This is a genomic window from Micromonospora sp. WMMD1128 (assembly GCF_027497235.1).
Lineage (GTDB): Bacteria > Actinomycetota > Actinomycetes > Mycobacteriales > Micromonosporaceae > Micromonospora.
Map to the genome: position 1 here is coordinate 3,232,006 of NZ_CP114902.1, position 24,033 is coordinate 3,256,038.

The following is a 24,033-nucleotide window of genomic DNA, read 5'->3' on the forward strand; positions in this document are numbered from 1 at the left end:
ACCTGATGACCGTCTCCCTGCCGTCCGCCTCGCCGGAGTCCGCCGTGCCGCACGTGCGGGTGGAGATCACCGACGAGCTGGACCTGGCCGGTCTCCCCGAGGTGGCGCACGTGCTGGACCGGGTCCTCGCGTTGCAGCCCGGCGAGGTCACGATCGACCTTGCCCGGTGTCGTCACCTGGACGCCGCCGCCATCGCGCTGCTGCTGGACGTCCGTCGCCGCCTGGCCCGCCGGGACGGAACCCTCACCCTCAGCAACCCGCATCCCCGGATCCGGCGCATCCTCGCCACCGGCGGACTGGGCGCGGCCGTAACCGTCGTCGACACGCCGGGTCCGGCCGTACGCGGCCGGGCCCGGGTCCGGTCCCAGCCGCGCTGAGGAGGAGTGGTGACCACCAGCACGCTTGTCGGAGCACTCGTCGTCGGCCTCGTGGTCGGCGGCGTGGGCCGTCTCGCCGTCCCGGGACGCAAGGCCGTCCCGGTCTGGTTGACCCTCGCGCTCGGGGTGGCCGCCGCGCTGCTCGGGGCGATCGTGACCGGGCTCGTCGACCGGCGGCCCGACGGCTCGATGCTGCTGCCGCTGCTGGTGCAGGCCGGTTTCGCCGCCGTGGCGGTCATCCTGGCGGTGCTGGCCGCCGGACGGTCGGCGGCCGACCGGCAGGCGCACTCCGACCCGGGCGCCCGGCGGAAGGAGGAGGTGTGACGGTCGTACCGGCGGAACACCTGATGATGCTGATCTGCGACGGCTGCGGCGACAGCGTCACCGGCGCGGGTACCACGCTGCCGGACGCCGAGGTGGTGTGGACGCTTGTCTTCGAACACGACTGGGTCGGCTCGCCGTTCGCCTCCGGCCCGCACCACTGTCCCCGGTGCAGCGCCCGCGCGGCCGTCGCCGACGACGGCCTGGGCGTCGAAGACCTGGAGCAGGTCACCGGGCCGCGGGCCGCCTCGGAGGGGGACTCCGCGGAGGGGGTACGCCGGGCGCTCGCCGACCGGATCGTCCGCGACGACCGGGTGCTCGTCGACCTCGCCGGGATCGAGGTGATCGACTCCGTCGGCCTCGGCCTGCTGGTGCGGGCGCACCAGGACACCCGGCGCGACGGCCGGGAGCTGTGCCTGGTGGCCCCGTCCCGGTTCGTGCTCACCGTGTTGCACACCATGCGGCTCGACGGCGTCTTCGCCGTGGTCGACGATCCCGCCCCGACGTCGGGCGCCGCAACCGGCCGACGCGCATGACCGACGAAGAAGGAGCCCTCCCCCGATGATGCCCTGGCCGTACCCCGAGTTTCCGTTCCCCGGCGACGGGCCGGAGCCCGACGGCGCGGACGTGCGGCTCACGTCCCTGGTCGCCCAGCGGCTGAGCGCCGACTGGACCACCCGGCGCCAGCAGATCACCGTCACCGTGCAGAACCGGGTGGTCATCCTCGCCGGCCTGGTCGCGGATCCGGAGACGCGCCGGGTCGCCGCCGAGCTGGCGTGGGACGTGCCGGGGGTGTTCGACGTCTGCAACGCGCTGCGGCTCTACGGCGGGCGCCGTACCCGGCGCTGATCCGCCGGGGTGCTGGTTGCACGTATCGGTATCCGCCTCTACCCTCGGCGTGGGAGCGCTCCCCAGGCCGCCACGTCGGGCTTTCCGGGCAGGTTCACGACGGGCAACGTCCGTTTCATCACCCACCAGATGGGACCTTCCCGCATGTCCTCGATACCCCGGCCGTCCCGGCGGCACCTGCTCGTCGGCGGCGCCGTCGGTGCGCTCGCCCTCGCGACCACGGCCGCCCTGCCGTTGACGAACGCGATGGCGGCGACCGGCTGCGCCGTCACCTACACCACCAACTCCTGGCAGGGTGGCTTCACCGCCAATGTGACGGTCAAGAACCTCGGCGACCCGGTGAGCAACTGGACGCTGGGCTTCACCTTCCCCGACGGTGGCCAACGCGTCGTGCAGGGCTGGTCGGCCACGTGGCAGCAGAGCGGCTCCGCGGTCACCGCACGCAACGTGGACTACAACGGCTCCCTCGGCACCGGCGCCAGCACCAGCATCGGCTTCAACGGCTCCTGGACCGGGTCGAACCCGGACCCGACCTCGTTCACGCTCAACGGCGCGGTCTGCACCGGCGGCGTCACCACGCCGCCGACGAGCACGCCGCCCACCACCACTCCCCCGACGACCACGCCCCCGCCGCCGACCGGCACCACGCCGGTGGCGATCAACGGACAGTTGCGGGTCTGCGGGGTCAACCTCTGCAACCAGTACGGCCGGCCGATCCAGCTGCGCGGGATGAGCACGCACGGGTTGCAGTGGTTCGCCAACTGCTACACCGACACCTCGCTCACCGCGCTCGCCGACGAGTGGCAGGCCGACCTGCTGCGCATCTCGATGTACGTGCAGGAGAAGGGCTACGAGACCAACCCGGCCGCCTTCACCAACCAGGTGAACACGCTCGTCGACAAGGCCGAGGCCCGGGGCATGTACGCGCTGATCGACTTCCACACGCTGACCCCCGGCGACCCGATGTACAACCTGGACCGGGCCAAGACGTTCTTCGCCAACGTGGCGTCGCGCAACGCCGCCAAGAAGAACGTGATCTACGAGATCACCAACGAGCCCAACGGGGTGAGCTGGTCGACCATCCGCAGCTACGCCGAGCAGGTCATCCCGGTGATCCGGGCCAACGACCCGGACGCCGTGGTCATCGTCGGCACCCGGGGCTGGTCCTCGCTCGGCGTGTCCGACGGCGGCAACTCGGACGAGGTCGTCAACAACCCGGTGCGGGCCGAGAACATCATGTACACGTTCCACTTCTACGCCGCGTCGCACAAGGACAACTACCGCAACGAGGTGCAGCGTGCGGCCTCCCGGCTCCCGCTGTTCGTCACCGAGTTCGGCACGGTGACCTACACCGGTGACGGCGCGGTCGACACGGCCAGCAGCAACGCCTGGCTCGACCTGCTCGACCGGTTGAAGATCAGCTACGCGAACTGGACGTTCTCGGACGCGGCCGAGGGCAGCGCGGCGCTGCGGCCGGGCACCTGCGCGGCCGGCAACTTCTCCGGCACGTCGATGCTCACCGAGTCCGGCGCGTACATGCGTAACCGGATCCGCACCCCGGACAACTTCCCCACCTCCTGACCGGGCGGCCGGCGGCGGCCCTTCCCCCCTCGGGTCGCCGCCGGCCCGCCCTCCCCGAAGGAGGGGCCCCTTTTTAACAGACGTCTGTTAAAAAGGGGCCCCTCCTCACCTCTGTCAGGGGTAGCTCACCACGTTCACCGGCACCGTGTTCGTGCCCTGCGCGGTGGCGCCGGTGTCGTTGATGACGTGGGTGATCGACCCGTTGCCGCCAAGCGACACGGTGAGCAGGTCGTGGAACCGTACGCCGGCCCGGGTAGGCGCCTCGAAGCTGTGGTAGGCCGCGATGCTCGGATCGACGTTGAAGTAGCAGTAGCTGCCCATCCCCCAGCCCTCGAACGAGGTGACCGCGTCCGCGACCTTGAACGCCGCGTAGCCGACCCGGGAGCCGTTCATCCACGCCGCCGCGTTCGGCGGGTCGTACGGCAGCTCGTTCTGGAAGAAGATGGTCCGCCCGTTCTCGCCGTTCCAGATCACCTCGTGTTTCTGGTAGTGCTCGACGAAGAGCCCGAGCGCGGTGACCCGGTCGCCGTTGACGATCAGGCCGGTGTCGGCGGTGTTCACGGTCCAGCCGATGCCGGTGCCGTGGTCGCCCCGCCAGGCCCAGATGTGGTCGATCAGCGCGTCGTCCTGGTTGACCACCAGGCTGGTGGTGGCCTTCCCGGCGTGCGCGCCGCCGATGCGGAAGAAGACGTCCTGCACGGAGGTGGGGTTGGTGGCGTGACTCGCGGTCGAGCCGGCCGGGCCGACCTGCAACAGCACCGGCGAGTTGACCGCACCGGCGTCGAACAGCAGCCCGGCGAGGCGGACCCCGTCGACGTCGGCGACGGTCATCGGCACCACGCCGTTCTGCGGCACCAGCGTCGGGTAGCCGACGCCGAGCACCACCGTGCCGGCCCGGTTGACCGCGATGGTCTGGTCGACGGTGTAGACGCCCGGGGTGAAGAGCAGGTTCAGTCCCTGGGCCAGCGCGCTGTTGATGGTGGCGGCCGAGTCGCCGGGCTTCGCGACGTAGAACTGGCTCAGCGGGATCGACGTGCCCGGGGTGGAGCCGCCCAGCCAGGACGCCCCGCTGGCGTTGGTCCGGGTGGACGGCACGAAGACCTGGTAGGCGCCGGCGCTGTCGAGGTAGAGGTAGGGCACGTCGCGGCTGACCGGGGTCTGCGCGAGCGTGGTGTACGGCGGGTTCGGGAAGCTGGTGGCGGGCGCGCCCACCACCCCGGAGTTGGTGACGTTCCAGACCGCGTTGAGGTAGCCGCCCACGTTGCTGTCCCGGGTGTACCACTGCTGCTGCGAGTACGGCTGGACCACGCCGGTCACCCGGCTGTCCGCGATGTAGCCGCCGCTGGCCCAGCCGTAGCCGTTGGGGGCCAGGTTGAGGTCGCCCTGGATGTCCATCCGGCGGAACGGCGCGGCCTGCGACACCGCCCAGCGGGTGAACCCGGCGGACGGGAAGACCTGCATGTTCGACGCCGAGCGCCAGAAGTTCTGGGTGGCGTTGCCGCCGAACCAGCCGGCGTCGACCGTGACGTCGCCGTGGATGCGCACGTCGCCGGGGTTCCGGCCGAGTCCCATGATCGAGGTGTAGAAGCCGATCTGCGCGTTGATGCCGGAGTAGTCGCCCGGCTTGAACATCAGCGCGTACCGCTGGGTGCCGAACTGGTTCGACTCCTGCGTGCGGAAGACGGCGTCGAGTTGGGCCTGGATGCTGGCGGCGGACATCGACGGGTCGAACGTGATGACGTTGGGTCCGAGCGACCCGCCGCCGGGCACGGTGCCGCCGCCTGTGGTGTTGACGGCGACCTCCCACAGTGAGTAGCCGTAGCCGGTGGCCCGCACGGTGCCGTACACCCGCAGGTAGCGGCCGGAGCCGTTGACGGTGAGCGCGTCGGTCCCGCCGTCGCCGCTCGTCGTGCTGGACACGGTGGTCCAGGTGGTCCCGTCGGTCGAGGTCTGCACCTGGTACGCCCGCGCGTACGCGGCCTCCCAGCTCAGCACCACCCGGCAGATGGTCCGGACGCTGCCCAGGTCGACCCGGAGCCACTGCGGGTCGGCGGCGGCGCTGGCCCAGCGGGTGCCCGGGTCGCCGTCGACCGCCGCCGAGGCGGGGGTGCCGGCGTTCTCCGTCGACGAGGCGGTGGCCGGTCGTCCCCGGGCGGCGTTCGTCGTGGTGTCACAGCCGCCGCCGGCGCCGGCGCTGCCGTAGACCTGGAACTCCCAGAGCGAGTAGCCGTAGGCGGTGCCCCGCGCGGTGCCGTACACCCGCACGTAGCGGCCGGAGCCGCTGACGGCCAGGTCGTCGGTGCCCCCGTCGCCGTTCGTCGTGCTGAACACGGTGGTCCAGGTGGTTCCGTCGGTCGAGGTCTGCACCTGGTACGCCCGGGCGTACGCGCCCTCCCAGGTCAGGTTGACCCGGGAGACGGTGGCGGTGGCGCCGAGGTCGACCTGGATCCACTGCGGGTCGGCGAAGGCGCTCGACCAGCGGGTGCCGGTGTTGCCGTCGGTGGCGTTGGACGCCGGGGTGCCGGCGTTCTCGGTCGAGGAGGCGGTGGTGGGGCGGCCTTGGGAAATCAACGGGTCGGCGGCCCTGGCCGGGCCGGGTGGCGCGACGAGCGCCACGGTGGCGAGCAGGGCGGCCAGCGCGGCGAGCAGTCGCCGTGGGGTCCACGACATCGGTACGGGTGACATGGGCATCTCCGGGACGGGTGGAGTGCGGGGCGGGGGAACGGGTCCGGACGGGTCGGCGTGCCGACCCGTGCGGTGGACCCTCCCCGGGCGCAGTGGCGTGTGTCAATTCCCGAGCCCGCCTCGGAGGGCTTTTTTCGCGCCTTGTGAAAAGTCCGGAACAAAGCGTAAGCCGGGGTGCCCCGCCGGGCGGCGGGGTCGGCGTCAGTCCGGCGGCACCGCCGCCGCCGTCCGGCGGACCCGGCCCGAACGGGTGAGCACATCGTGCGCCGACGCCGCCCCCGCCGCGTACGCCGGTTTCCCGCAGGGTGCCGCCTTCCCCAGATCGTCAGAGGGGTGTGCCACGCTGGGCGGCGTGGCACACCGACGTCCGATCCTGCTGATCGACTCCCCCAGCCTCTACTTCCGCGCCTACTTCGGCATCCCCGAGTCGGCCGCGAAGACGGCCGACGGCCAGCCGGTCAACGCCGTCCGCGGCTTCCTCGACATGCTCGCCCAACTGGTGCGCACCCGGCGGCCCGACCGGATGATCTGCGCGCTCGACCACGACTGGCGGCCGGCGTGGCGGGTGGAGCTGCTCCCCTCGTACAAGGCGCACCGGGTGGCGCCGGAGGGCGGCGAGGTCGTGCCGGACACGTTGTCCCCGCAGGTGCCGATGATCCTGGAGGTCCTCGACGCGCTCGGCGTCCCGGCGGTCGGCGCCACCGGCTACGAGGCCGACGACGTGCTCGGCACGCTCTCGGTGACCCAGCCCGGCCCGGTCGAGGTGGTCTCCGGCGACCGCGACCTGTTCCAACTGGTCGACGACGCCCACCCGACGCGCCTGCTCTACGTCGGCCGGGGCGTGGCCAAGCTGGACGACTGCGACGACGCCGCGGTGCGGGCCCGCTACGGCGTCCCCGCCGACCGCTACGCCGACTTCGCCGCGCTGCGCGGCGACCCGAGCGACGGCCTGCCCGGGGTGCCCGGGGTGGGCGAGAAGACGGCCGCCCGGCTGATCGAGCGCTACGGCGGGCTCGACGGCATCCTCGCCGCGCTCGACGACCCCGCTTCCGGCTTCGCCCCCGGGCTGCGCGGCAAGCTCGACGGCGCCCGCGACTACCTGGCCGTGGCGCCCAAGGTGGTCCGGGTCGCCACCGACGTGCCGCTGCCCGAGCTGGACCCGGCACTGCCGACGTCCCCGGCCGATCCCGACCGGTTGCTCGAGCTGGCGCAGCGCTGGAACCTGGCCGGCTCGTGCCGCCGCCTGGTCGACGCGCTCGCCACCCCCCGCACCTGACGGGTGGCGCCGCCGGCCGTCGGACACCCCGGTTCCACCAGGCCGCCGGCCGATGAGCACGCGCTCGCCACCGGGTCCAGCCATGAGCCTGTTGGAACGCGTCACCGTCACGCCACGCCTCGCCTCCCTCCGGCGCGGAAGCAGGACCGACTGCTCCGGCCCAAACGGGCGGCAGTTTCCCCAACGTGCCCGGACCCATCGGTCGAGGATCAAGGCAGCGGCAGATCTTGGTACGAAATGGCCCCCACGGGGGCACTTTCGTACCAAGATCTCTGGCGCTTCCACAGATTGGAAGATCGATCTCGGAGTGCGGGAGCACCATGATCACGCCGCTACATCGCCACGCCGCACCATCGGCGCGGCGACGGACAGCGCAACGCGCGGATGGCCTAGCGACGGGGGTCGGTCCCACGGCGGGAGGGGAACTGCGCGCCGGGCTGCGCCAGCGTCGAGCGCGCCCGCAGCCCCACCGGGTCCGGCAAAGAGGAGTCCGACGCCGAGCGGGCACGCAGGCCCACCGGGTCCGGTGCCGGCTCGGCCTCGGCCGCCGGGGACACGCCGTCGAGCCGCGATGCCACGTAGGCGGCACCGGCACGGTCGTCGTCCGACGGTGCGGCGAGCAGCGCGTAGACCAGCCCCACCACGCCGAAGACCACGGCGAGCACGATCGGCACCAGCAGGCCGCTGACCTCGGTACCGGTGTTGGGGGGGCCGGCACCGTCGTGCAGGTGCACCGACAGCGCGCTCATGCCGGTGAAGTGCATGCCGTTCACGGCGACGCCCATGACCAGTGCCGACGCCATGATCGCGACACCCCGCCGGACGGTCATCGCCAGCCACAGCGCCACGGTGGCGGCCACCAGCGCGACGACGACGGAGAGCGTCACCCGCAGCCGGTCGTAGCCGAGTGTGCCGTCCAGCCGCATGGCCGCCATCCCGGTGTAGTGCATGGCGGCGACCCCAGCGCCGGTGAAGAGGCCGCCGGCGAGCAGCCGGGGCGCGGTGAGCCGGCCGGTGCCCACGATGGCCAGGCCGACGCCGACGGCGCCCACGGCGATCACCGTGCTGGCGGCGGTCAGTGGCACGTCGTAGCGGATCCGGGTGCCGCTGACGGCGAAGCCGAGCATGGCCATGAAGTGCATCGCCCAGATGGCGGTGCCGCCCAGCGCCCAGGCCGCGAGCAGACCCCACCACATCCGCTGACCGGCGCCGGCGGCGGTCCGGATCCGCCCGGCACAGACCAGACCGAGCACGGAACCGAGCACGGACAGCGCGTAGCTGAGCGCGGGTGTGATCCACCCGTACTCAAAGTGATTGATCTCGCCCACGGTGACCATCCTCGATCCGCTACCGACGCGTAGACATCGCGCCCCGCAATGATCCGGCAACGCCTGATCAGGCACGACACCGCCCCCCGGGTATCCGGGCGGTGGTGTCGTGATGACGCAAAGCTGCGTCGATTCTTGACGGATGGTGACCGAAAGTGATCGTCAGGCGGAGGCGTGGTAGGCCAGCACGCCCCGGTTGACGGCCGAGATCGCCTGCCGCGCGGTGGCGCGCAGCTCGGTGGAGGCGCCACCGGAGTCGGCGAGCTGGCCGAGCAGGTCGACCACCTGCCGCGACCAGCGGACGAAGTCACCGGCCGGCATCTCGCCGTCGATCTGGTGCCCACTGGCGAGCACCTTGGCGAGCGCCTCCCCACGCGCCCACCGGTAGATCGGCCAGGCGAAGCCGAGGTCCGGCTCCCGGGTGGCGGTCAGGCCCCGCGCCGCCTCGTCCGCCTCGATGTCGCCCCACAGCTTGAGCGTCTCGTCGACCGCGTCGCCGACCGCGCCGCGCGGCAGCGACGCCCGCTCGTCGACGTCCCGCCGGGCCTCGAAGACCACCACCGACACGGCGGCGGCCAGCTCGGCCGGGGAGAGCCCGTCCCACACCCGGCGCCGCAGGCACTCGGCGACGAGCAGGTCGGCCTCGGTCCAGATCCGCGCCAGCATCCGGCCCGCGTCGGTGACCTCACCGTCGGGGGCCAGGTAGCCGCGCGCGGTCAACAACGCGACGATCCGGTCGAAGGTACGCGCGAGGGAGCCCGTCCGCCCGCTCACCCGCTGCCGCAGCTCCTCGGTGTCGCGCTCCAGCCGGCGACGGCGCTCGGCCCAGCGGGCGTGTTCCTCCCGGTCCGGGCAGGCGTGGCAGGGGTGCCCGCGCATCTCGACGCGGAGCTGGCTGAGCCGGTGGTCCTCCCCGACCGCCTGGCGGGACCGCCCGCCGCGCCGGCCGCCGTGCCGGTCCAGCCCGGTGCCGCTGACCGCGGCGGCCAGGTCGCGCCGCGCCGCCGGCGACCGGTGGTTGAAGTGCTTCGGCACCCGGATCCGGGCGAGCACCTCGGCCGGGGTGGTGAAGTCGCCGGGGCTGACCCGGCCGGCCCAGCGGTCCTGGGTGAGCACCAGCGGGCGGGGCTCGCCGAAACCGCCGGTCGCCGGGTCGAGCACCACGGCCAGGCCGGCCCGCCGCCCCGACGGCACCCGGATCACGTCGCCGACCCGCAGCCGCTCCAGCGAGGTGACGGCCGCCGCCTTGCGCTGGGTCTGCCCCTGCCGGGCGATGGCCCGTTCCCGGTCGGCGATGGCCACCCGCAGCGCGAAGTATTCGTCGAAGTCGCCGTGGTGGCAGGCGGCCTCCGCGCCGTACGCCTCGATCGTCTCGGTGTTGCGCTGCACCTGCCGGGCCAGCCCGACCACCGACCGGTCCGCCTGGAACTGCGCGAAGGAGGACTCCAGCAGCGCCCGGGCCGGCTCCGCGCCGACGCTGCCGACCAGGTTGACGGCCATGTTGTAGGACGGCCGGAAGCTGGACCGCAGCGGATAGGTGCGGGTGGAGGCCAGGCCGGCCACGTGGCGGGGGTCGGTCTCCGGCGACCAGACCACCACGGCGTGGCCCTCGACGTCGATGCCGCGCCGGCCGGCGCGGCCGGTGAGCTGGGTGTATTCGCCCGGGGTGAGGTCGACGTGCGCCTCGCCGTTGAACTTCACCAGCCGCTCCAGCACCACGCAGCGGGCCGGCATGTTGATGCCCAGGGCCAGCGTCTCGGTGGCGAAGACCGCCTTGACCAGGCCGCGGACGAACAGCTCCTCGACGACCTCCTTGAACGCGGGGAGCATGCCGGCGTGGTGGGCGGCCAGGCCGCGCTCCAACCCGTCGAGCCACTCCCAGTAGCCGAGCACGGTCAGGTCCTCGCCCGGGATGGCGGTGATCCGCGCCTCGACCACCTGGCGGATCTCGGCGCGTTCCTCCGCCGAGGTCAGCCGCAGCCCGGCGGCGAGGCACTGCTGGACCGCCGCCTGGCAGCCGGCCCGGCTGAAGATGAACAGGATCGCCGGCAGCAGGTTCTCCCGGTCCAGCCGTTCGACGATGTCCGGGCGCATCGGACCGCGCCAGCGGGGACCGCGCCGCCCGCCGCCGGGGCCGGCGCCGCGCCCCTCGCCCAGCTCCAACCGGCGCACCGTGTCCCGGGTGTAACGCAGCAGCTCGGGGTGGACGTCGTGCTTGCGGGCCGCGTCGGCGTCGTGGAACAGGTCGAACATCCGCTTGCCGACGAGCATGTGCTGCCAGAGCGGCACCGGCCGGTGCTCGGAGACCACCACCGTGGTCTCGCCGCGCACGGTGACCAGCCAGTCGGCGAACTCCTCGGCGTTGGAGACGGTGGCCGACAGCGACACCAGCGTGACCGACTCCGGCAGGTGAATGATCACCTCTTCCCAGACCCCGCCACGGAACCGGTCGGCCAGGTAGTGGACCTCGTCCATCACCACGTAGGCCAGGCCCGCGAGGGTGGCCGAGCCGGCGTAGAGCATGTTGCGCAGCACCTCGGTGGTCATCACCACCACCGGCGCGTCGCCGTTGATCGCGTTGTCGCCGGTGAGCAGCCCGACCCGCTCGGCGCCGTAGCGGTCGACCAGGTCGTGGTATTTCTGGTTGGACAGCGCCTTGATCGGCGTGGTGTAGAAGCACTTGCGCCGGGTGGCCGGGGCGTCGCCGTCGACTGACCCGCCGCGCAGCGCCAGGTGCACGGCGAACTCGCCCACCACGGTCTTGCCGGCGCCGGTGGGCGCGCAGACCAGGACGCCGCTGCCCCGCTCCAGCGCCTGGCACGCCTCGCGCTGGAAGTCGTCGAGGTCGAACCCGAGATCGTGGGAGAATTCGTCCAGGGCCGGGAAGGCGGAGGCCTGCGCGGCCCGGCGGCGCGCCGCGGCGTACCGCTCGGCGGGGCTCGACATGCATCCAAGATTAATCGGTACCGCCGACGACCACCGGTCAAGGCCGTCCGGCAGGGGGGTCGGAGGGGGTCGGTAGGGTGCACCACGTGCCGGACCGTACCGAACTCCCCCACGCCTCGAACGGTGCCGACGACGCCGTCCGCCCGGGCCCGTCCCGCCGGCCGGTGGAGGCGGTGCTCTTCGACTTCCACGGCACCCTCGCCCAGGTGGAGGAGCCGCTGGCCTGGGTACGCGCCGCCGCCGCGGCCTGCGGGGTCGAGCTGGACCGCATCCGCGCCACCTCGCTCGCCGACCGGCTGCTCACCGCCGGTCGGGCGGGCGGGCCGCGGCCGACCCGCGTGCCGCCCCGGCTGGCCGAGCTGTGGGCCGACCGCGACCTCTACCCGCACGCCCACCGGGGTGCCTACACCGGGCTCGCGGAGACCGTCGACACCGGCATCGACGGGTTCGCCGACGCGCTCTACGAGCGGGTGCTGGTCCCGGAGGGCTGGTTGCCCTACCCGGACGCCGCCCCGGTGCTCGGCGCGCTGCGGGCCGCCGGGGTGAAGGTGGCGGTGGTCAGCAACATCGGCTTCGATCTACGGCCGCTCTTCGCCGCCTGGGACCTCGACGCGCTCGTCGACGCGTACGCCCTGTCGTACGAGGTGGGGCGCTGCAAACCGGACCCGGGGATCTTCCTGCGCGCCTGCGGCATGCTCGGGGTCGACCCGGAGCACACGCTGATGGTGGGCGACACCCCGGCCGACGCCGGCGCGGTGGCGGCCGGGTGCGGGGTGCTGGTGCTGCCGTGCGCCGACGCCGGCCGGCCGAACGGGTTGGGGGCGGTGCTCGACCTGGCCGGGGTCGGGTGAGCGACGGCACACCGGGACGCGCGCCGGGCCGGCTCGGTGGCGTCGCGCTGGTGCTCGGCGGCGCGCTGTCGGTGCAGTTCGGCTCCGCGCTGGCCGCGCTGCTGTTCCCGCGTACCGGGGTGGCCGGCGCGGTCACGCTGCGCCTGACCCTGGGCGCGCTGCTGATGCTCGTGGTGTGCCGGCCCCGGCTGCGCGGGCACGGGCGGGGTGACTGGGCCGCCGTGGTCGCGTTCGGGCTGGCGCTGGCCGGGATGAACTCGATCTTCTACCAGGCGATCGAGCGGATTCCACTCGGTCCGGCCGTGACGCTTGAGGTGCTCGGCCCGCTGGCGCTGTCGGTGGTCGGGGCGCGCCGGGTCGCGGCCTGGTGCTGGGCCGGGCTGGCGCTGGCCGGGGTGGCGCTGCTCGGGCAGGGCGGGTTCGACCGGCTCGACCCGGTCGGCGCCGCGCTGGCGTTGGCCGCGGGCAGCATGTGGGCCGCGTACATCGTCTGCTCGGCCCGGGTCGGCGCGCGGTTCCCCCGGGCCGACGGGCTGGCCCTCGCCCTCGCCGTGGCGGCGCTCGTCACCCTGCCGATCGGGCTGGTCGGCGCCGGTGGCCGGCTGGCCCACCCGGCGGTGCTGGGGCTCGGCGCGGGGCTGGCGCTGCTCGCCTCCGTGCTGCCGTACAGCCTGGAGTTGGCGGCGCTGCGGCGGCTGCCCACGGCGACGTTCGCGGTCCTGATGAGTCTCGGGCCGGCGATCGCCGCGCTGGCCGGCTGGCTGGTGCTCGGCCAGGCGTTGCGCCCGGTCGAGGTGCTCGCCATCGCGCTCGTGGTGGCCGCGAGCGTCGGCGCGGTCCGCGCCGCGGCGCCCCCACCGTCGACGCCGGGACCGCCGACGCCGCCCGTCCCGCCGACGGTGGTCAGCGCAGCAGCCGCAGCGCCGCCGGCACGGCGGTGACGGTCACCGGCAGGTCGAACGCCCGCTCCCCGTCGGCGTACGTGGTGATGCCCTCGGCGGCCAACTCCACCGTCCGCGCCCGGTAGGTCCGCACCAGCGGGTGCGTCACGTGGGTGCCCCGGTAGATCCGCGGCTTCACCCGCATCAGCGTGCGCCTGTCGAACCGACCCCCCACCACCACGTCCAGCAGGCCGTCGGTCGGTTCGGCGTCCGGGCAGATCCGCATGCCGCCGCCGTAGCCGGCCGTGTTGCCGACCGCGACGAGCACCGCGTCCACCTCCTGCGGCACACCGTCCAGGGACAGCCGGTAGCGACGGGGCCGCAGCCGGGCCAGCTCGACCAGGATCGCCAGGTCGTAGCGACGTGGTCCGCGCGGCCAACGCATCCGGTTGGCCCGCTCGTTGACGATCGCGTCGAAGCCGGCCGCGAGCACCGCGCCGTACCAGCGCCCGTCGCCGTCGGGCCGGGACATCCGGGCCAGGTCGACCGGACGGCTGCGACCGGCGGCCAGCGCGGCGGCGATCACGTCGGCGGCGGCGAGGGGATCGGCCGGGAAGCCGGTGTCGGCCGCGAAGTCGTTGCCGGTGCCGGCCGGGACCGGCCCGAACGGCACGGCGGTGCCGGCGACCGCCTGTATCGCACGGTGCACGGTGCCGTCCCCGCCCATTGCGACGAGCGCCCCGGCGCCGCCGGCCACCGCGGCGTGGCACGCCGCCTCCGCCTCCCCGGGGGTACGCGCGCGCAGCAGTTCCACCTGGCGACCGGCCGCGCCGAGACGCTCCAGAATCGCCGGCAGCAGACCGCGGCGCCGCCCCCGTCCGGCGACCGGGTTGGCGAGCACGGCCACGGGGCCGGACGGAACATGATCGGACGCGGTCACGGCGAGCACGGTACGACACGAGGCGCGCGACCCACCAGGGACGACGCCCGCCGGGCCGGAACTCGACCCGGTCGTCCGGGTCGCCGGGTCAGCGCACCACCAGCCGCTCGCTCATCGAGGGGACGCCGTCACCCTTGACCTTCAACGTCCAGGTGCCGGCGGCGCCGAGCGCCACCACCGTCTCGGCGGTGCCGTTCGGCTCCGCCTTCAGCTCGGCGACCCGCTTGCCGTCGGGGTTGAGCAGGTAGAGGGTCCGGGCGCCGGCGGTCTTGTTCGTCACCTTCAGCGCCAGCTTCTCGCCCGGCTCGGCGATCAGCCCGTCGACGCCGGTCAGCGTGTCACCGCTCAGCTCGATGGCGACCGCCCGGTCGTACTCCGTCTCGGCCGCGGCGCTGGCCACGGCGCCGTCGTCGGTGACGGTGATCCTGGTCCGCACCCCGTCGCCCTGCCGGCCCGGCTTGCAGGCCACCTCGTACGTGCCGGTGGCGAGCGTGGCGCGCAGGTCACCGGTGCGGCCCGGGGGCACGTCGGCCACCTCGCCCACCATCTTGGTGAACTTCTCACCCTCCCGGCCGTAGACGTAGACCCCGGTGGCCTGCTCCCCCCGGTTGGTCACGCTGAAGGTGACCGTGCCCGGCGTGAACAGCGTGGTGGTGACCTCGCAACTGGTGTCGGTGGCGGTCACCGGGACCTGCTCGCCCTTCGGCGCGGGCTCGTCGTCGCCGCAGGCGGTGAGCGCGGTGGTGGCACAGAGGACGGTCAGGACGACGGCGGTACGGCTTCTCATCGGGCTCTCCGGAGCGGAGGTCAGCGCGCTGACCGGGACGGGTGGGACTCGGCGGAGTCAGCAGAGTCTAAGCGGGCGGCCGGCCCCGACAAGGCCCGAGGGCGGTTCGGTCGTCCGGCTTCGGTGCGGCGATGATGGCGGGATGCGACTGGTCTCCCTGCTCCCCTCCGCCACCGAGATCGCGTACGCCCTGGGCCTCGGCGACGAGTTGGTCGGGGTGACGTTCGAGTGCGAGGTGCCCCCGTCGTACCGGGCCGGCACGACCGTGGTGGTGGGCGGCCGGGACACCGGTGGCATGAGTCCCGGCGAGATCGACACGTACGTGCGGGAGCGGCTGGCCGCCGGCGCGGACCTCTACACGCTGCACGCCGGCGCGCTGGCCGGGTTGGATCCGGACCTGATCCTCACCCAGGACCTGTGCCGCGTCTGCGCGCTGCCCGCCGGCCGGGTGACCGACGCCGTCGACCATCTCGGCGCCCGGGCGGACGTGGTGTCGCTCGACCCGTACACCCTCGACGACGTGCTGGGCACGATCCGCGCGGTGGGCGCGGCGGCCCGGGTGCCGGACCGCGCCGAGGCCCTGGTGGACGGGCTGCGCGCCCGGCTGGCGGCGGTCGGCGCGGCGGTGGCCGGCCGGCCCCGACGGCGGGTCGCCGTGGTCGAGTGGGTGGACCCGCCGTTCGGTGCCGGGCACTGGATCCCGGACCTGGTCGACGTGGCCGGCGGCACGCCGGTGGCCACCCACCCGGGCGCCAGGTCCACGCCGACCACCTGGGCGGACCTGCGCGCCGCGCGCCCGGAGGTGGTGCTCGTCGCGCCGTGCGGTTTCCGGCTGGAGGGCGCCGCCGGGCAGGCGGCCGAGGTGGCCTGTCACTTCCCGGGCGCGCAGGTGTGGGCGCTCGACGCGGACGGTCTGGTCGTGCGCGCCGGCCCCCGCCTGGTCGACGGCGTCGAGGCGATCGCCGCCATCCTGCACCCCGACGCCGTCCCACCCGTCTCCCCCACCGCCGCCCGCCGGGTGGCCTGACCCCCGTCTCGCCCCGGCCCGCCCTCGCCTCGTCGATCTTGGACTTGTGGTCGTTCACAAAAGTCGCCTAACCGGCATTCGAGGCGCCACAAGTTCAAGATCGACGGGGACGAGGGGGCGAGGGACGGGCCCGAGGACGGGAACGCCGCCCTCGCGAGTGCGGGGGCGGCGTTCGGGTGGAGGTGCGGGCGGGGATCAGGTCATGTCGTCGTAGCGGCGTTCGATCGGCGCCGGGGCGGCGATCGGCTCGGGCGCCTCGACCGGGGCGGACGCCTCGATCCGGGCGCCGGTCGGCACCGGCTCGTCCGACAGGTCCAGCGGCGACACCTCGTCGTCGGCGAGGCCGGCGTAGACCTCGCGGCCACGCCCGCGCCGCCGGTCGTTGAGGAACGCCAGCCCCACCGCGCCGAAGTAGAGCGCGGAGAGGCAGAACGCCAGCGCCGTCATGCCGAACGGGTCGGGCGTCGGCGTGACCACCGCGGAGAACGCGAAGAACACGAAGATCGCCACCCGCCACCAGCTCAGCAGCCGCTTGGCGCTGGCCAGGCCGACGAAGTTGAGCATCAGCACGATCAGCGGAAACTCGAACGCCACCCCGAACAGCAGGATCAGGTTGGTGACGAAGCCGATGTAGCGGGTGATGTCGAGCGTGGTGGTCACGTCGCCGCCGCCGGAGATGTCGAGCAGGAACTCCAGGCCCTTGGACGTGACGAAGAACGCCAGCACCGCGCCGGCCGCGAATAGTGGAGCGGCCAGGGCGGTGAAGAAGTAGGCGTAGCGCCGCTCGTGCCGGTGCAGGCCGGGCGCGATGAACGCCCAGAGCTGGTAGAGCCAGATCGGCGCGGCGACGATCAGGCCGACCCAGAGGGAGACCTTCATCTGCAGCAGGAACAGGTCGGCCGGGCCGAGCTGGACGAAGTTGCAGTTGCCGTTGACCAACCGCGCCTTGTCCAGGTCGCAGTAGGGCTTCTGCAACAGGTGCATCACCGGCCCGGAGAGCCAGATGCCGAAGCCGAAACCGACGAGGATCGCCAGCGACGCCCGGAAAAGGCGGTTACGCAGCTCGCGGATGTGCTCCATGAGCGTCATGGAGCCGTCCGCCGCGCGCGCGAACGTGCTCGGTCCGCGCTTCTTCAAACCCAAGGCCACGGTGGTGGAGGCCCTTTCGGATCAGTTCTCGCGGACGCGCTGCACCGGGTCGGCCGGCGGGGCGACCGGCTGCTGCGGCTGCGGGGCGAACTGCTGCTGCGGCTGGGCGTACTGCTGCTGGCCCTGGACGTACTGCTGCTGCGGCGGGAGCGGCTGGTAGCCGGCCTGCGCGTCGGCCTTCTCGGCCAGGTCACGGTCGTCGTCCTGCAGGCTCTTGGTCTCGGCCTTGATGATCCGCAGCGAGCGGCCGAGCGAGCGGGCCGCGTCGGGGAGCCGCTTCGCGCCGAAGAGCAGGATCAGCACGACCACGAGTACGGCGATGTGCCACGGCTTGAGGGCACCCATGGGAAGCTCCAGTCGCTCTGTGTCGGTGTGTGGGTGGGTCGCCGCCCATCGTACGTGCGTCGCGGCGGCTTGCCATCCCCGCCGGGCCTGCTGGTGCGGCCCGGTCGGTGAAGTCTCGACCAACCCGAAGTGTCCCGTCAACCGCCCATCGCGGCGCATTCGGGCGCGTTACCGCCCAGAGACGACGGGCGTCGATCACTCCCCGCGCTTGGCCTTGATCAACACGATCCGCTCCTGCGCCACCGCCGCCCGCTCCTGGAGCGTCTCGGCCCGCGCCTGCAACTCCTCGGCGGCCGAGCGCAGCGCCTCCGCCTCGGTCGCCCGCCGCTGCAACGCCACCGCCGCGCGGCGCAGCCGGGGCAGCCGCGCCACCACCGGGCGGACCGCCAGGGCCAGCACGACCAGCGCGAACAGGACGACCCCGAGCACGATCCAGATCACCACGGCGGTCAGCCTATCGGGTGCCGCCGGCCGCCGCCGGGTCGGCGGTGCCGGTCGGGACCGCGTACGCGTCGAGCGCCGCGACCGCTTGGGCGCGGACCTGCTCGGCCAGCTCGGCCGGGGCCACCACGGTCGCCTCCGGGCCCAGCCCGAGCACGAACCGGCGGGCCCAGCCCAGGTCGGTGACCCGCAGTGACACCAGCCAGTGCTCGCCGTCGGCCTCGACCCGCTCGCACGGATAGTATTCGGTGATCCACCGCTCGCCCCGGCCGATCCGCAGCGTGATCAGCGGCAGGTCGGCCGACGGCCGGAACACGCCGTCGCTGAGGTCGTGCGGGCGGGCCTGCGGCGGCACCACGGCCCGCTCCGGCAGCTCGGTGACCGCGTCGATCCGGTCGGCCCGGAACAGCCGGACCGCCTCGGCCCGGCGGCACCATGCCTCCACGTACGCCCGGCCGGCGACCATCAGCATCCGCAACGGGTCGATGGTGCGCTCGGTGGTCTCGTCCCGGGCCGGCGTGTAGTAGGTGATCCGCAACGCCCGGCCCCGCTCGACGGCGGCGCGCAGCTCGCGGACCCGGGCGTTGTCGCCGGGCAGCCGCACCTCCACCGGCGCGCCGGCCAGGTCGCCGGCCGCGCCCTCGATCTTCGCCAGGGCCCGCTCCACCGCCTCCCGGTTGGCCACCCCGGGCGTCTCGGCGAGCATCCGCAGCGCCACGACCAGGGCCAACGCCTCGTCCGGGGTGAGTCGCAGCGGCCGGTCGATGCCGGCGTCGTAGGTGATGGTCACCCGGTCGCCGTCGAACGCCATGTCGATCAGGTCACCCGGCCCGTAACCGGGCAGCCCGCACACCCAGAGCAGCTCCAGATCCTCCCGGAGCTGCTTGTCGGTCACGCCGAGGTCGTGCGCCGCCTCGGCGATCTCGATGCCGGGGCGGGCCAGCAGGTAGGGCACCAGGTTGAGCAGCCGGGCCAGCCGGTCGGCGGAGGCGCGGCCGGCGCGGGCCGACGGCCGGGTCACCGGGCACCCCCGGCCACCGCCAGCTCGTCGTGCCGGGTGGCGACCTCCTTCAACCGCTGGATGACCGCCTCCCGCACCTCCGGTGGCTCCAACACCCGCACGTCCGGGCCGTAGCCGACGATCTGACCGGCGAGGAAGTCGGCGTCGGCGTACGGCAGCACCAGCCGGTCGCCGTCCGGGCCGGCGTCACTCTCCACCGCCCAGCGGCGCAGCCCGGCGGCCCGGCCCGGCGCCACCAGCACGGTCGCCCGGCCGGTGCGCTCCACCGGCCCCGACCAGCGGGCCACGTGGCTGATCAGGTCCACCCCGGCGGGCGGCTCGTAGGCCCCCGGCTCCCCCGTCGACCGGACCGCGCCCACCACCCGGGACAACCGGAAGCAGCGGGTCGCCGCCCGGTCCAGGTCGTGGGCGACCACGTACCACCGGCCGCGCCAGCAGACCACGCCCCACGGCTGCACCCGGCGTCGGGTCGGCGCGTCCCGGTCCGGCACCCGGTAGTCGAAACTGACCTCCCGCCGGTCCCGCGCGGCGGCGGTCAACGGGGCGAACGCCGGGTCGACCGTCACCATCGGCTCCAGGCCGAGGGTGGCCTGCGGATCCACGTCGATGCCCGCGGCACGCAGCTTCGCCAGCCCGGACGACGCGGCGGCGGCCAGGCCGGCGTGCTGCCACAGCCGCGCCGCGATGCCCACCGCGGCGGCCTCGTCCGGTTCGAGGGGGATGTCGGGCAGCGCGTACTCCCGGTGGGCGATCCGGTAGCCCGGCTCGGCGTCGAAGACGCTTGCCGTCCCGGTCTCCAACGGCACGCCCAACTCCCGCAGCTCGGCCTTGTCCCGCTCGAACTTGCGCTGGAACGCCTCGTGGTCCTTCGCGTCGTCCGGGTCGTGCTCGTAGCCGGGCACGGTCGCGGCGATCTGGGCGGCAGTCAGGAAACGCCGCGTGGACAGCAGGCAGATCACCAGGTTGACCAGGCGTTCGGTACGGGTCCGGGACACGTACCGAACGCTAGCAGCCCGCACGTCCGACGCGGGCACCCGCGCGGGCGCGGCGCGGCTCCGGCTCGACGGGCGGCCCGCCGGGACCGGCCATAGGGTGAGGGCGTGGCGGAAGCGGAAGTCAAGACCGAGAGCGTCGGCACCGTCGTGGTGGCCGGCGCGGCGAACCTCGCCATCGCCATCGCCAAGCTGGTCGCGGGCCTGCTCTCCGGCTCCGCGGCGATGCTCTCCGAGGCCGCCCACTCGATGGCCGACACCACCACCGAGCTGCTGCTCTACCTGGCACTGCGGCGCGGCGCGCGGCCCGCCGACCCCCGGCACCCCTTCGGGTACGGCAAGGAGAGCTACGTCTGGGCGTTCCTCGCCGCGCTGTTCACGTTCGTGGCCGGCGCCGGCTTCGCCATCACCCACGGCGTCACCACCATCCTGGTGCACGAGCACACCGGCGACTACCTGGTCGCGTACGTGGTGCTGGCGGTCTCGTTCGTCATCGAGTCGGTGTCGCTGGCCCGGGCGGTGCGGCAGGTGCGCGCCGAGTCGCGACGCTGGCGTACCACCCCGCGCCGCTACCTGCGGCTCACCGCCGACACCACGGTCAAGGCGGTCTTCCTGGAGGACAGCGCCGCGCTGGTCGGCCTACTGCTCGCCGCCGCCGGGCTCACCCTGTCCCACCTCACCGGCGACGAGCTGTACGACGGGATCGCCTCGATCCTCATCGGCGTGCTGCTGCTGGTGGTCGCCGCCATCCTGGCCCGCAGCAACATCTCGCTGCTTGTCGGTCGCGCCGTCTCCGAGCGGCTGCACGGCCAGATCGAGCAGGAGCTGACGCGGCTGCCGACGGTGGACCGGATCGACACGCTGATGACCATGTTCCTCGGCCCGCAGGACATCCTGGTCGCCGCGAAGGTCGACTTCCGCGACGACGCCACCGGCGCCGAGATCGAGGCCGCCTCCGACGAGGCCGAGCGCCGGCTCACCGGGCAGTTCCCGGAGATCGCGTACGTCTTCCTCGACCCGACCCGGTCCCGCTCCACCGGCCGGCCGGCCCGGACCACCCAGGACGAGACCGGCCGGCCGGTCGACCAGGAGACCTGACCCGGCCGGCGCCCGCCCGGACGTCGGCCGATAGCGTGCCGGTCATGGTGCGATGGCGGTCCGGCACGGTCACGGCGGTACGGCGACGATGGGCCGGCGCGGTCGAACTCGACGTCGACCTGCCCGGCGGCGACCGGATGCGGGCCCTGGCCTACCCGGCGCTCGTCGGCGACCCCGAGCCCGGCGACCGGGTGCTGCTCAACGCCGGCGCCCTGCTGATGGGCCTCGGCACCGGCGGGTACGCCCTCGTCGTCGCGCTGCCCGACCGGCTCCCCGCCGACCCGCCGCAGGCCGGCGACAGCCGCGACGCCGGGCATCTGGTCAAGGCCCGCTACACCCCGCTGCAACCGATCCTGCTCGGCGTGGACGAGGAAGCCTCCCCGCACCACGCGCGGCTGGCCGCCGCCGAGTCGCTCGACGGGATGCCCGTGGTCACCGCCGACCTGCACTCCGCGCTGCCGGCGATCCTGGCCGGCGTGCACGCCGACGCCCCCCACACCCGGGTCGCCTACCTGCTCACCGACGGCGGGGCGCTGCCGGCCTGGTTCTCCCGCACCCTCGCCGGGCTCGCCGGCCACCTCGCCGGCACGGTGAGCGTCGGCCAGGCGTTCGGCGGCGACCTGGAGGCCAGCACGCTGCAAAGCGGGCTGCTCGCCGCCCGGCACGTGCTCCACGCCGACCTGGCGATCGTCGCCCAGGGACCGGGCAACCTCGGCACCGGCACCCGCTGGGGCTTCTCCGGGGTGGCCGTCGGCGAGGCCGTCAACGCCGTCGCCACGCTCGGCGGGCGCCCGGTCGGCTCGCTGCGCGTCTCCGATGCCGACCCGCGCCCCCGGCACCGCGGCGTCTCCCACCACAGCCTCACCGCGTACGGCCGGGTGGCGCTGGCCGCCGCCGACCTGGTGGTGCCGGAGGGCCTCGACCCGGAGCTGACCGCGGCCGTCACGGCGGCGCTGACGCCCCTGGCCGACCGGCACCGGATCGTCACCGTGCCCACCGACGGCCTCGACGCGGCCCTGCGCGCCAGCCCGGTCGGGCTGTCGACGATGGGCCGCGGCCTCGACGCCGACCACGCCTACTTCCTGACCGCAGCCGCCGCCGGCCGGCACGCCGCCGGCCTGCTCGGCTGACCGCCGCCGCTCAGCCCGCGCGGTAGCCGTGCGCCACGATGCGCTCGGCGGCCACCGCGTACACCTGCGGGTCCTGCGGTGCCCACGTGCCCAGCCCGTCGACGTACCGGTTGAACATGCAGAACGCGGCGGCGATCAGCACCGTGTCGTGGATCTCCAGATCGGTCGCGCCGCGCGCCCGGGCGGCGTCCACCAACTCGACGGTGACCTCCCGGCCGTCGCGCCGCACCGCCGCGGCGATGTCGAGCAGGGCGCGTAGCTTCGCGCTCACCGGCGCCGAGGACACGTCCCGCCGCACCTGATCCACGAGCGTCATCCCGGTCGGCAGCTGGGCGGCGGCGAACGCCGAGTGCGCCGCGCAGCAGAAGACGCACTCGTTGAGACTTGAGACGTACGCGGCGATCAGCTCCCGTTCGCCCGGCGTCAGCGTGGGATGCGGGGCTCGCAGCAACTGCTCGGCGAGCGCGTTGAGCGGCCCGGCCGTCTCGGGCCGGAACCGCATCGGCCCGTTGATGCCCGGATGCGCCTTCTCGTCCAGACCAAGATCGATGTGCGCCACGGCGGTGCCCTCCCTGCGTCGAACCGCCCGGCCCGGCCACCCGGCATGCCCGACCGGGCCGCGACGTCCCGCCCAAGATATCCGCGACCACCGATGCCCTCCATGGTGTGACCACGAGAAGCGCAAGCTGGAAGACCGCACGCCGACCCACCGGTCCTATCCTTTCCCTGTCCCGGACGCACCATCCCGGCACGCTTCCCCCACCCCCGCCGCGGCCCCGGGCCGCCGCGTCCCCGCAACGGAAGGTGAGGCGCCATGTCCCTGCGACAGCTTCCGGAAACAGGCCGCCGGCCGGACGTCCCGCCGCCCCGCGCCCGGCGCCGCGCGCGGGTCGTCCTGCTCAGCGCCGCGACCGGCGTCCTGCTCGCCGTCCTGTGGTCGTTCGAACTGGTCGACAAGGTCATCGGCGACAACGTCGCGAACACCGTGCTCGGCCACGACGCCAAGGGCACCGCGATCACCGGCACCGCCGCCGGGCTGCTCTTCGCGTTCGTCTCCGGCTTCGCCGGCACCTTCACCGCCTGCAACGTCGCCATGGCCGCCTCGGTCGGCCCGATGAGTCAGGCATCCGGCACCGACGCCACCACCGCGCCGCTACGGGCCCTGCTACGCCCGGTCGGATGGCTCGCCCTCGGCATGATCACCGTCTCGGCCAGCTACGGCGCCATCGGCGTCCTGCTCGGCGACCGGCTCCCCCAACTCTCCACCGCCGACGTCGACGGCATGCCGGTCCGCCTCGTCCAGTCGTCGGTCGTGTTCGGCGTCATCGGCCTGGCGCTGATCTACCTCGGGCTCGCCGCGCTCGGCCTGCTCCCCGACGTCTTCGCCCGCCGGCCCGTCGGCCGGGTCGTGACGATGGGCGCGCTCGTCGGCGGATTCCTCATCGGACGCCCCTACCCGATGTTCAACAAGCTGTTCCACTGGGCCGCCGACACCGGCAACCCGCTCTACGGCGCGCTCGCCTTCGCTCTCCAGTCGCTGGGTAACATCCTGCTCGTCACGCTGATCTTCGGCATCGTCGTCATGGCCAGCCGGGGACGCTTCCTGACCTGGATGGCCGACCCTCGCCGCGCCGCCGTGGTGACCGGCGCGCTGCTCGTCGCGCTCGGCGTCTTCACCGTCGTCTACTGGGACGTGCGCCTGCCCGCCCGCTTCGGGATCGGCTGGTTCCCCACCATGCCCTACAACTGACGCGACGGGCGGGGCGCGACCGGCGGGGCGCGACCCGGCTCAGCCGGCCAGGAAGACGAACGACAACCAGCCGACCACGATCAACACCAGCACCGCCGCCAACACCCAGGTCGGCACCCTGTGCTCGCCACGACGGTTCCGCTCGATCTCGGCGCGGATCTTCTCCCGGCGACGGTCGATCCAGTTGAGCTTCTCCGCGCCGGAATCGCGGCCAGCCGAATCGGAAGTGTTCATGGCACCGCCAGCGTACCCGTGCTC

At 73.7% G+C, this 24,033-nt stretch carries 24 protein-coding genes; 12 read left to right on the forward strand and 12 right to left on the reverse strand.

All coding sequences use genetic code 11. The annotated features are described in order from the left end of the window. The first annotated feature begins 5 nt into the window (after positions 1–5). The 5 genes from O7602_RS14785 (at position 6) to O7602_RS14805 (ending at position 3,128) form a co-directional block, all read left to right on the forward strand. Entirely contained in the window at positions 6–377 is a 372-nt protein-coding gene (locus O7602_RS14785; RefSeq protein ID WP_281589735.1) for an STAS domain-containing protein, read from the forward strand. A 9-nt stretch (positions 378–386) separates the two neighbouring features. Further along, positions 387–701, forward strand: coding sequence for a hypothetical protein (locus O7602_RS14790; RefSeq protein ID WP_281589737.1), 315 nt, complete (start codon positions 387–389; stop codon positions 699–701). Beyond that, positions 698–1,234, forward strand: coding sequence for an STAS domain-containing protein (locus tag O7602_RS14795; protein WP_281589739.1), 537 nt, complete (start codon positions 698–700; stop codon positions 1,232–1,234). The genes O7602_RS14790 and O7602_RS14795 overlap by 4 nt, the downstream gene beginning before the upstream one ends. Before the next feature lie 28 nt (positions 1,235–1,262). Further along, positions 1,263–1,547: a BON domain-containing protein gene (locus O7602_RS14800; protein WP_281590312.1), complete on the forward strand. Its 285-nt coding sequence runs from the start codon at positions 1,263–1,265 to the stop codon at positions 1,545–1,547. A 144-nt stretch (positions 1,548–1,691) separates the two neighbouring features. Next, positions 1,692–3,128 carry a cellulase family glycosylhydrolase gene (locus O7602_RS14805; protein ID WP_281589740.1) on the forward strand — a complete coding sequence of 479 codons (1,437 nt, stop codon included), beginning with the start codon at positions 1,692–1,694 and terminating at the stop codon, positions 3,126–3,128. A gap of 114 nt (positions 3,129–3,242) precedes the next feature. Here O7602_RS14805 and O7602_RS14810 read toward each other — a convergent pair whose 3' ends face one another. Then, positions 3,243–5,813 carry a discoidin domain-containing protein gene (locus tag O7602_RS14810; protein WP_281589741.1) on the reverse strand — a complete coding sequence of 857 codons (2,571 nt, stop codon included), beginning with the start codon at positions 5,811–5,813 and terminating at the stop codon, positions 3,243–3,245. A gap of 352 nt (positions 5,814–6,165) precedes the next feature. Here O7602_RS14810 and O7602_RS14815 point away from each other — a divergent pair, with 352 nt between their 5' ends. Beyond that, the gene (locus O7602_RS14815) at positions 6,166–7,089 is read left to right on the forward strand and encodes a 5'-3' exonuclease (protein ID WP_281589742.1); all 924 of its coding nucleotides are present in this window, start codon (positions 6,166–6,168) and stop codon (positions 7,087–7,089) included. 389 nt (positions 7,090–7,478) lie between these two features. Here the strand turns inward: O7602_RS14815 and O7602_RS14820 are convergent, their stop codons facing one another. Then, positions 7,479–8,417 (reverse strand): MHYT domain-containing protein, encoded by a 939-nt coding sequence (locus tag O7602_RS14820; protein WP_348651322.1) that lies wholly within the window; start codon positions 8,415–8,417, stop codon positions 7,479–7,481. 162 nt (positions 8,418–8,579) lie between these two features. After that, the gene (locus tag O7602_RS14825; protein ID WP_281589746.1) at positions 8,580–11,363 is read right to left on the reverse strand and encodes a DEAD/DEAH box helicase; all 2,784 of its coding nucleotides are present in this window, start codon (positions 11,361–11,363) and stop codon (positions 8,580–8,582) included. A gap of 164 nt (positions 11,364–11,527) precedes the next feature. Between O7602_RS14825 and O7602_RS14830 the strand changes: the two genes are divergently transcribed. Then, on the forward strand, positions 11,528–12,214 hold the full coding sequence (locus O7602_RS14830) for an HAD-IA family hydrolase (RefSeq protein ID WP_281590314.1): 687 nt from the start codon (positions 11,528–11,530) through the stop codon (positions 12,212–12,214). Continuing rightward, on the forward strand, positions 12,211–13,155 hold the full coding sequence (locus tag O7602_RS14835; RefSeq protein ID WP_281589748.1) for an EamA family transporter: 945 nt from the start codon (positions 12,211–12,213) through the stop codon (positions 13,153–13,155). The genes O7602_RS14830 and O7602_RS14835 overlap by 4 nt, the downstream gene beginning before the upstream one ends. Here O7602_RS14835 and O7602_RS14840 read toward each other — a convergent pair. Continuing rightward, positions 13,118–14,044: a diacylglycerol kinase gene (locus O7602_RS14840; RefSeq protein WP_281589750.1), complete on the reverse strand. Its 927-nt coding sequence runs from the start codon at positions 14,042–14,044 to the stop codon at positions 13,118–13,120. The two genes, O7602_RS14835 and O7602_RS14840, sit on opposite strands and share 38 nt — an antisense overlap. A gap of 79 nt (positions 14,045–14,123) precedes the next feature. After that, a complete protein-coding gene (locus tag O7602_RS14845) occupies positions 14,124–14,822 on the reverse strand; it encodes a hypothetical protein (protein ID WP_281589752.1) in 699 nt (232 codons plus the stop codon). A gap of 142 nt (positions 14,823–14,964) precedes the next feature. On the opposite strand from O7602_RS14845, the gene O7602_RS14850 reads away from it, so the two are divergent. Then, complete coding sequence (locus O7602_RS14850) at positions 14,965–15,849, forward strand: ABC transporter substrate-binding protein (RefSeq protein ID WP_281589754.1); 885 nt, start codon at positions 14,965–14,967, stop codon at positions 15,847–15,849. 195 nt (positions 15,850–16,044) lie between these two features. Here O7602_RS14850 and tatC read toward each other — a convergent pair whose 3' ends face one another. The 5 genes from tatC to O7602_RS14875 all read right to left on the reverse strand — a co-directional run bounded on the left by tatC (position 16,045) and on the right by O7602_RS14875 (position 19,800). After that, entirely contained in the window at positions 16,045–16,998 is a 954-nt protein-coding gene (tatC, locus tag O7602_RS14855; RefSeq protein ID WP_281589757.1) for a twin-arginine translocase subunit TatC, read from the reverse strand. Positions 16,999–17,019: 21 nt separating this feature from the next. Continuing rightward, positions 17,020–17,343 carry a Sec-independent protein translocase subunit TatA gene (gene tatA, locus O7602_RS14860; RefSeq protein WP_281589759.1) on the reverse strand — a complete coding sequence of 108 codons (324 nt, stop codon included), beginning with the start codon at positions 17,341–17,343 and terminating at the stop codon, positions 17,020–17,022. A gap of 195 nt (positions 17,344–17,538) precedes the next feature. Further along, positions 17,539–17,787, reverse strand: coding sequence for a hypothetical protein (locus O7602_RS14865; RefSeq protein ID WP_281589760.1), 249 nt, complete (start codon positions 17,785–17,787; stop codon positions 17,539–17,541). A gap of 10 nt (positions 17,788–17,797) precedes the next feature. Then, entirely contained in the window at positions 17,798–18,805 is a 1,008-nt protein-coding gene (locus O7602_RS14870) for a YafY family protein (RefSeq protein WP_281589762.1), read from the reverse strand. After that, positions 18,802–19,800 (reverse strand): WYL domain-containing protein, encoded by a 999-nt coding sequence (locus O7602_RS14875; protein WP_281589763.1) that lies wholly within the window; start codon positions 19,798–19,800, stop codon positions 18,802–18,804. The genes O7602_RS14870 and O7602_RS14875 overlap by 4 nt, the downstream gene beginning before the upstream one ends. Positions 19,801–19,905: 105 nt before the next feature. Here O7602_RS14875 and O7602_RS14880 point away from each other — a divergent pair, with 105 nt between their 5' ends. Continuing rightward, positions 19,906–20,895: a cation diffusion facilitator family transporter gene (locus O7602_RS14880; RefSeq protein WP_281589764.1), complete on the forward strand. Its 990-nt coding sequence runs from the start codon at positions 19,906–19,908 to the stop codon at positions 20,893–20,895. Positions 20,896–20,939: 44 nt separating this feature from the next. Further along, the gene (locus tag O7602_RS14885) at positions 20,940–22,025 is read left to right on the forward strand and encodes a DUF3866 family protein (RefSeq protein ID WP_281589766.1); all 1,086 of its coding nucleotides are present in this window, start codon (positions 20,940–20,942) and stop codon (positions 22,023–22,025) included. Positions 22,026–22,035: 10 nt separating this feature from the next. Here the strand turns inward: O7602_RS14885 and O7602_RS14890 are convergent, their stop codons facing one another. Next, a complete protein-coding gene (locus O7602_RS14890; protein ID WP_281589768.1) occupies positions 22,036–22,584 on the reverse strand; it encodes a carboxymuconolactone decarboxylase family protein in 549 nt (182 codons plus the stop codon). Between the two features lie 255 nt (positions 22,585–22,839). Between O7602_RS14890 and O7602_RS14895 the strand changes: the two genes are divergently transcribed. Further along, a complete protein-coding gene (locus tag O7602_RS14895; RefSeq protein ID WP_281589770.1) occupies positions 22,840–23,775 on the forward strand; it encodes a hypothetical protein in 936 nt (311 codons plus the stop codon). 39 nt (positions 23,776–23,814) lie between these two features. Here O7602_RS14895 and O7602_RS14900 read toward each other — a convergent pair whose 3' ends face one another. Next, complete coding sequence (locus tag O7602_RS14900) at positions 23,815–24,009, reverse strand: hypothetical protein (RefSeq protein WP_281589773.1); 195 nt, start codon at positions 24,007–24,009, stop codon at positions 23,815–23,817. Between the last annotated feature and the right edge of the window lie 24 nt (positions 24,010–24,033).

What these genes read in the sequence shown, in the direction of transcription:
- tatA (WP_281589759.1), bottom strand. Translation starts at nt 17,343, where the DNA reads ATGGGTGCCCTCAAGCCGTGGCACATCGCCGTACTCGTGGTCGTGCTG.
- O7602_RS14800 (WP_281590312.1), top strand. Translation starts at nt 1,263, where the DNA reads ATGCCCTGGCCGTACCCCGAGTTTCCGTTCCCCGGCGACGGGCCGGAG.
- O7602_RS14805 (WP_281589740.1), top strand. Translation starts at nt 1,692, where the DNA reads ATGTCCTCGATACCCCGGCCGTCCCGGCGGCACCTGCTCGTCGGCGGC.
- O7602_RS14850 (WP_281589754.1), top strand. Translation starts at nt 14,965, where the DNA reads ATGCGACTGGTCTCCCTGCTCCCCTCCGCCACCGAGATCGCGTACGCC.
- O7602_RS14810 (WP_281589741.1), bottom strand. Translation starts at nt 5,813, where the DNA reads ATGTCACCCGTACCGATGTCGTGGACCCCACGGCGACTGCTCGCCGCG.
- O7602_RS14900 (WP_281589773.1), bottom strand. Translation starts at nt 24,009, where the DNA reads ATGAACACTTCCGATTCGGCTGGCCGCGATTCCGGCGCGGAGAAGCTC.
- O7602_RS14785 (WP_281589735.1), top strand. Translation starts at nt 6, where the DNA reads ATGACCGTCTCCCTGCCGTCCGCCTCGCCGGAGTCCGCCGTGCCGCAC.
- O7602_RS14895 (WP_281589770.1), top strand. Translation starts at nt 22,840, where the DNA reads ATGTCCCTGCGACAGCTTCCGGAAACAGGCCGCCGGCCGGACGTCCCG.
- O7602_RS14885 (WP_281589766.1), top strand. Translation starts at nt 20,940, where the DNA reads ATGGTGCGATGGCGGTCCGGCACGGTCACGGCGGTACGGCGACGATGG.
- O7602_RS14845 (WP_281589752.1), bottom strand. Translation starts at nt 14,822, where the DNA reads ATGAGAAGCCGTACCGCCGTCGTCCTGACCGTCCTCTGTGCCACCACC.
- O7602_RS14825 (WP_281589746.1), bottom strand. Translation starts at nt 11,363, where the DNA reads ATGTCGAGCCCCGCCGAGCGGTACGCCGCGGCGCGCCGCCGGGCCGCG.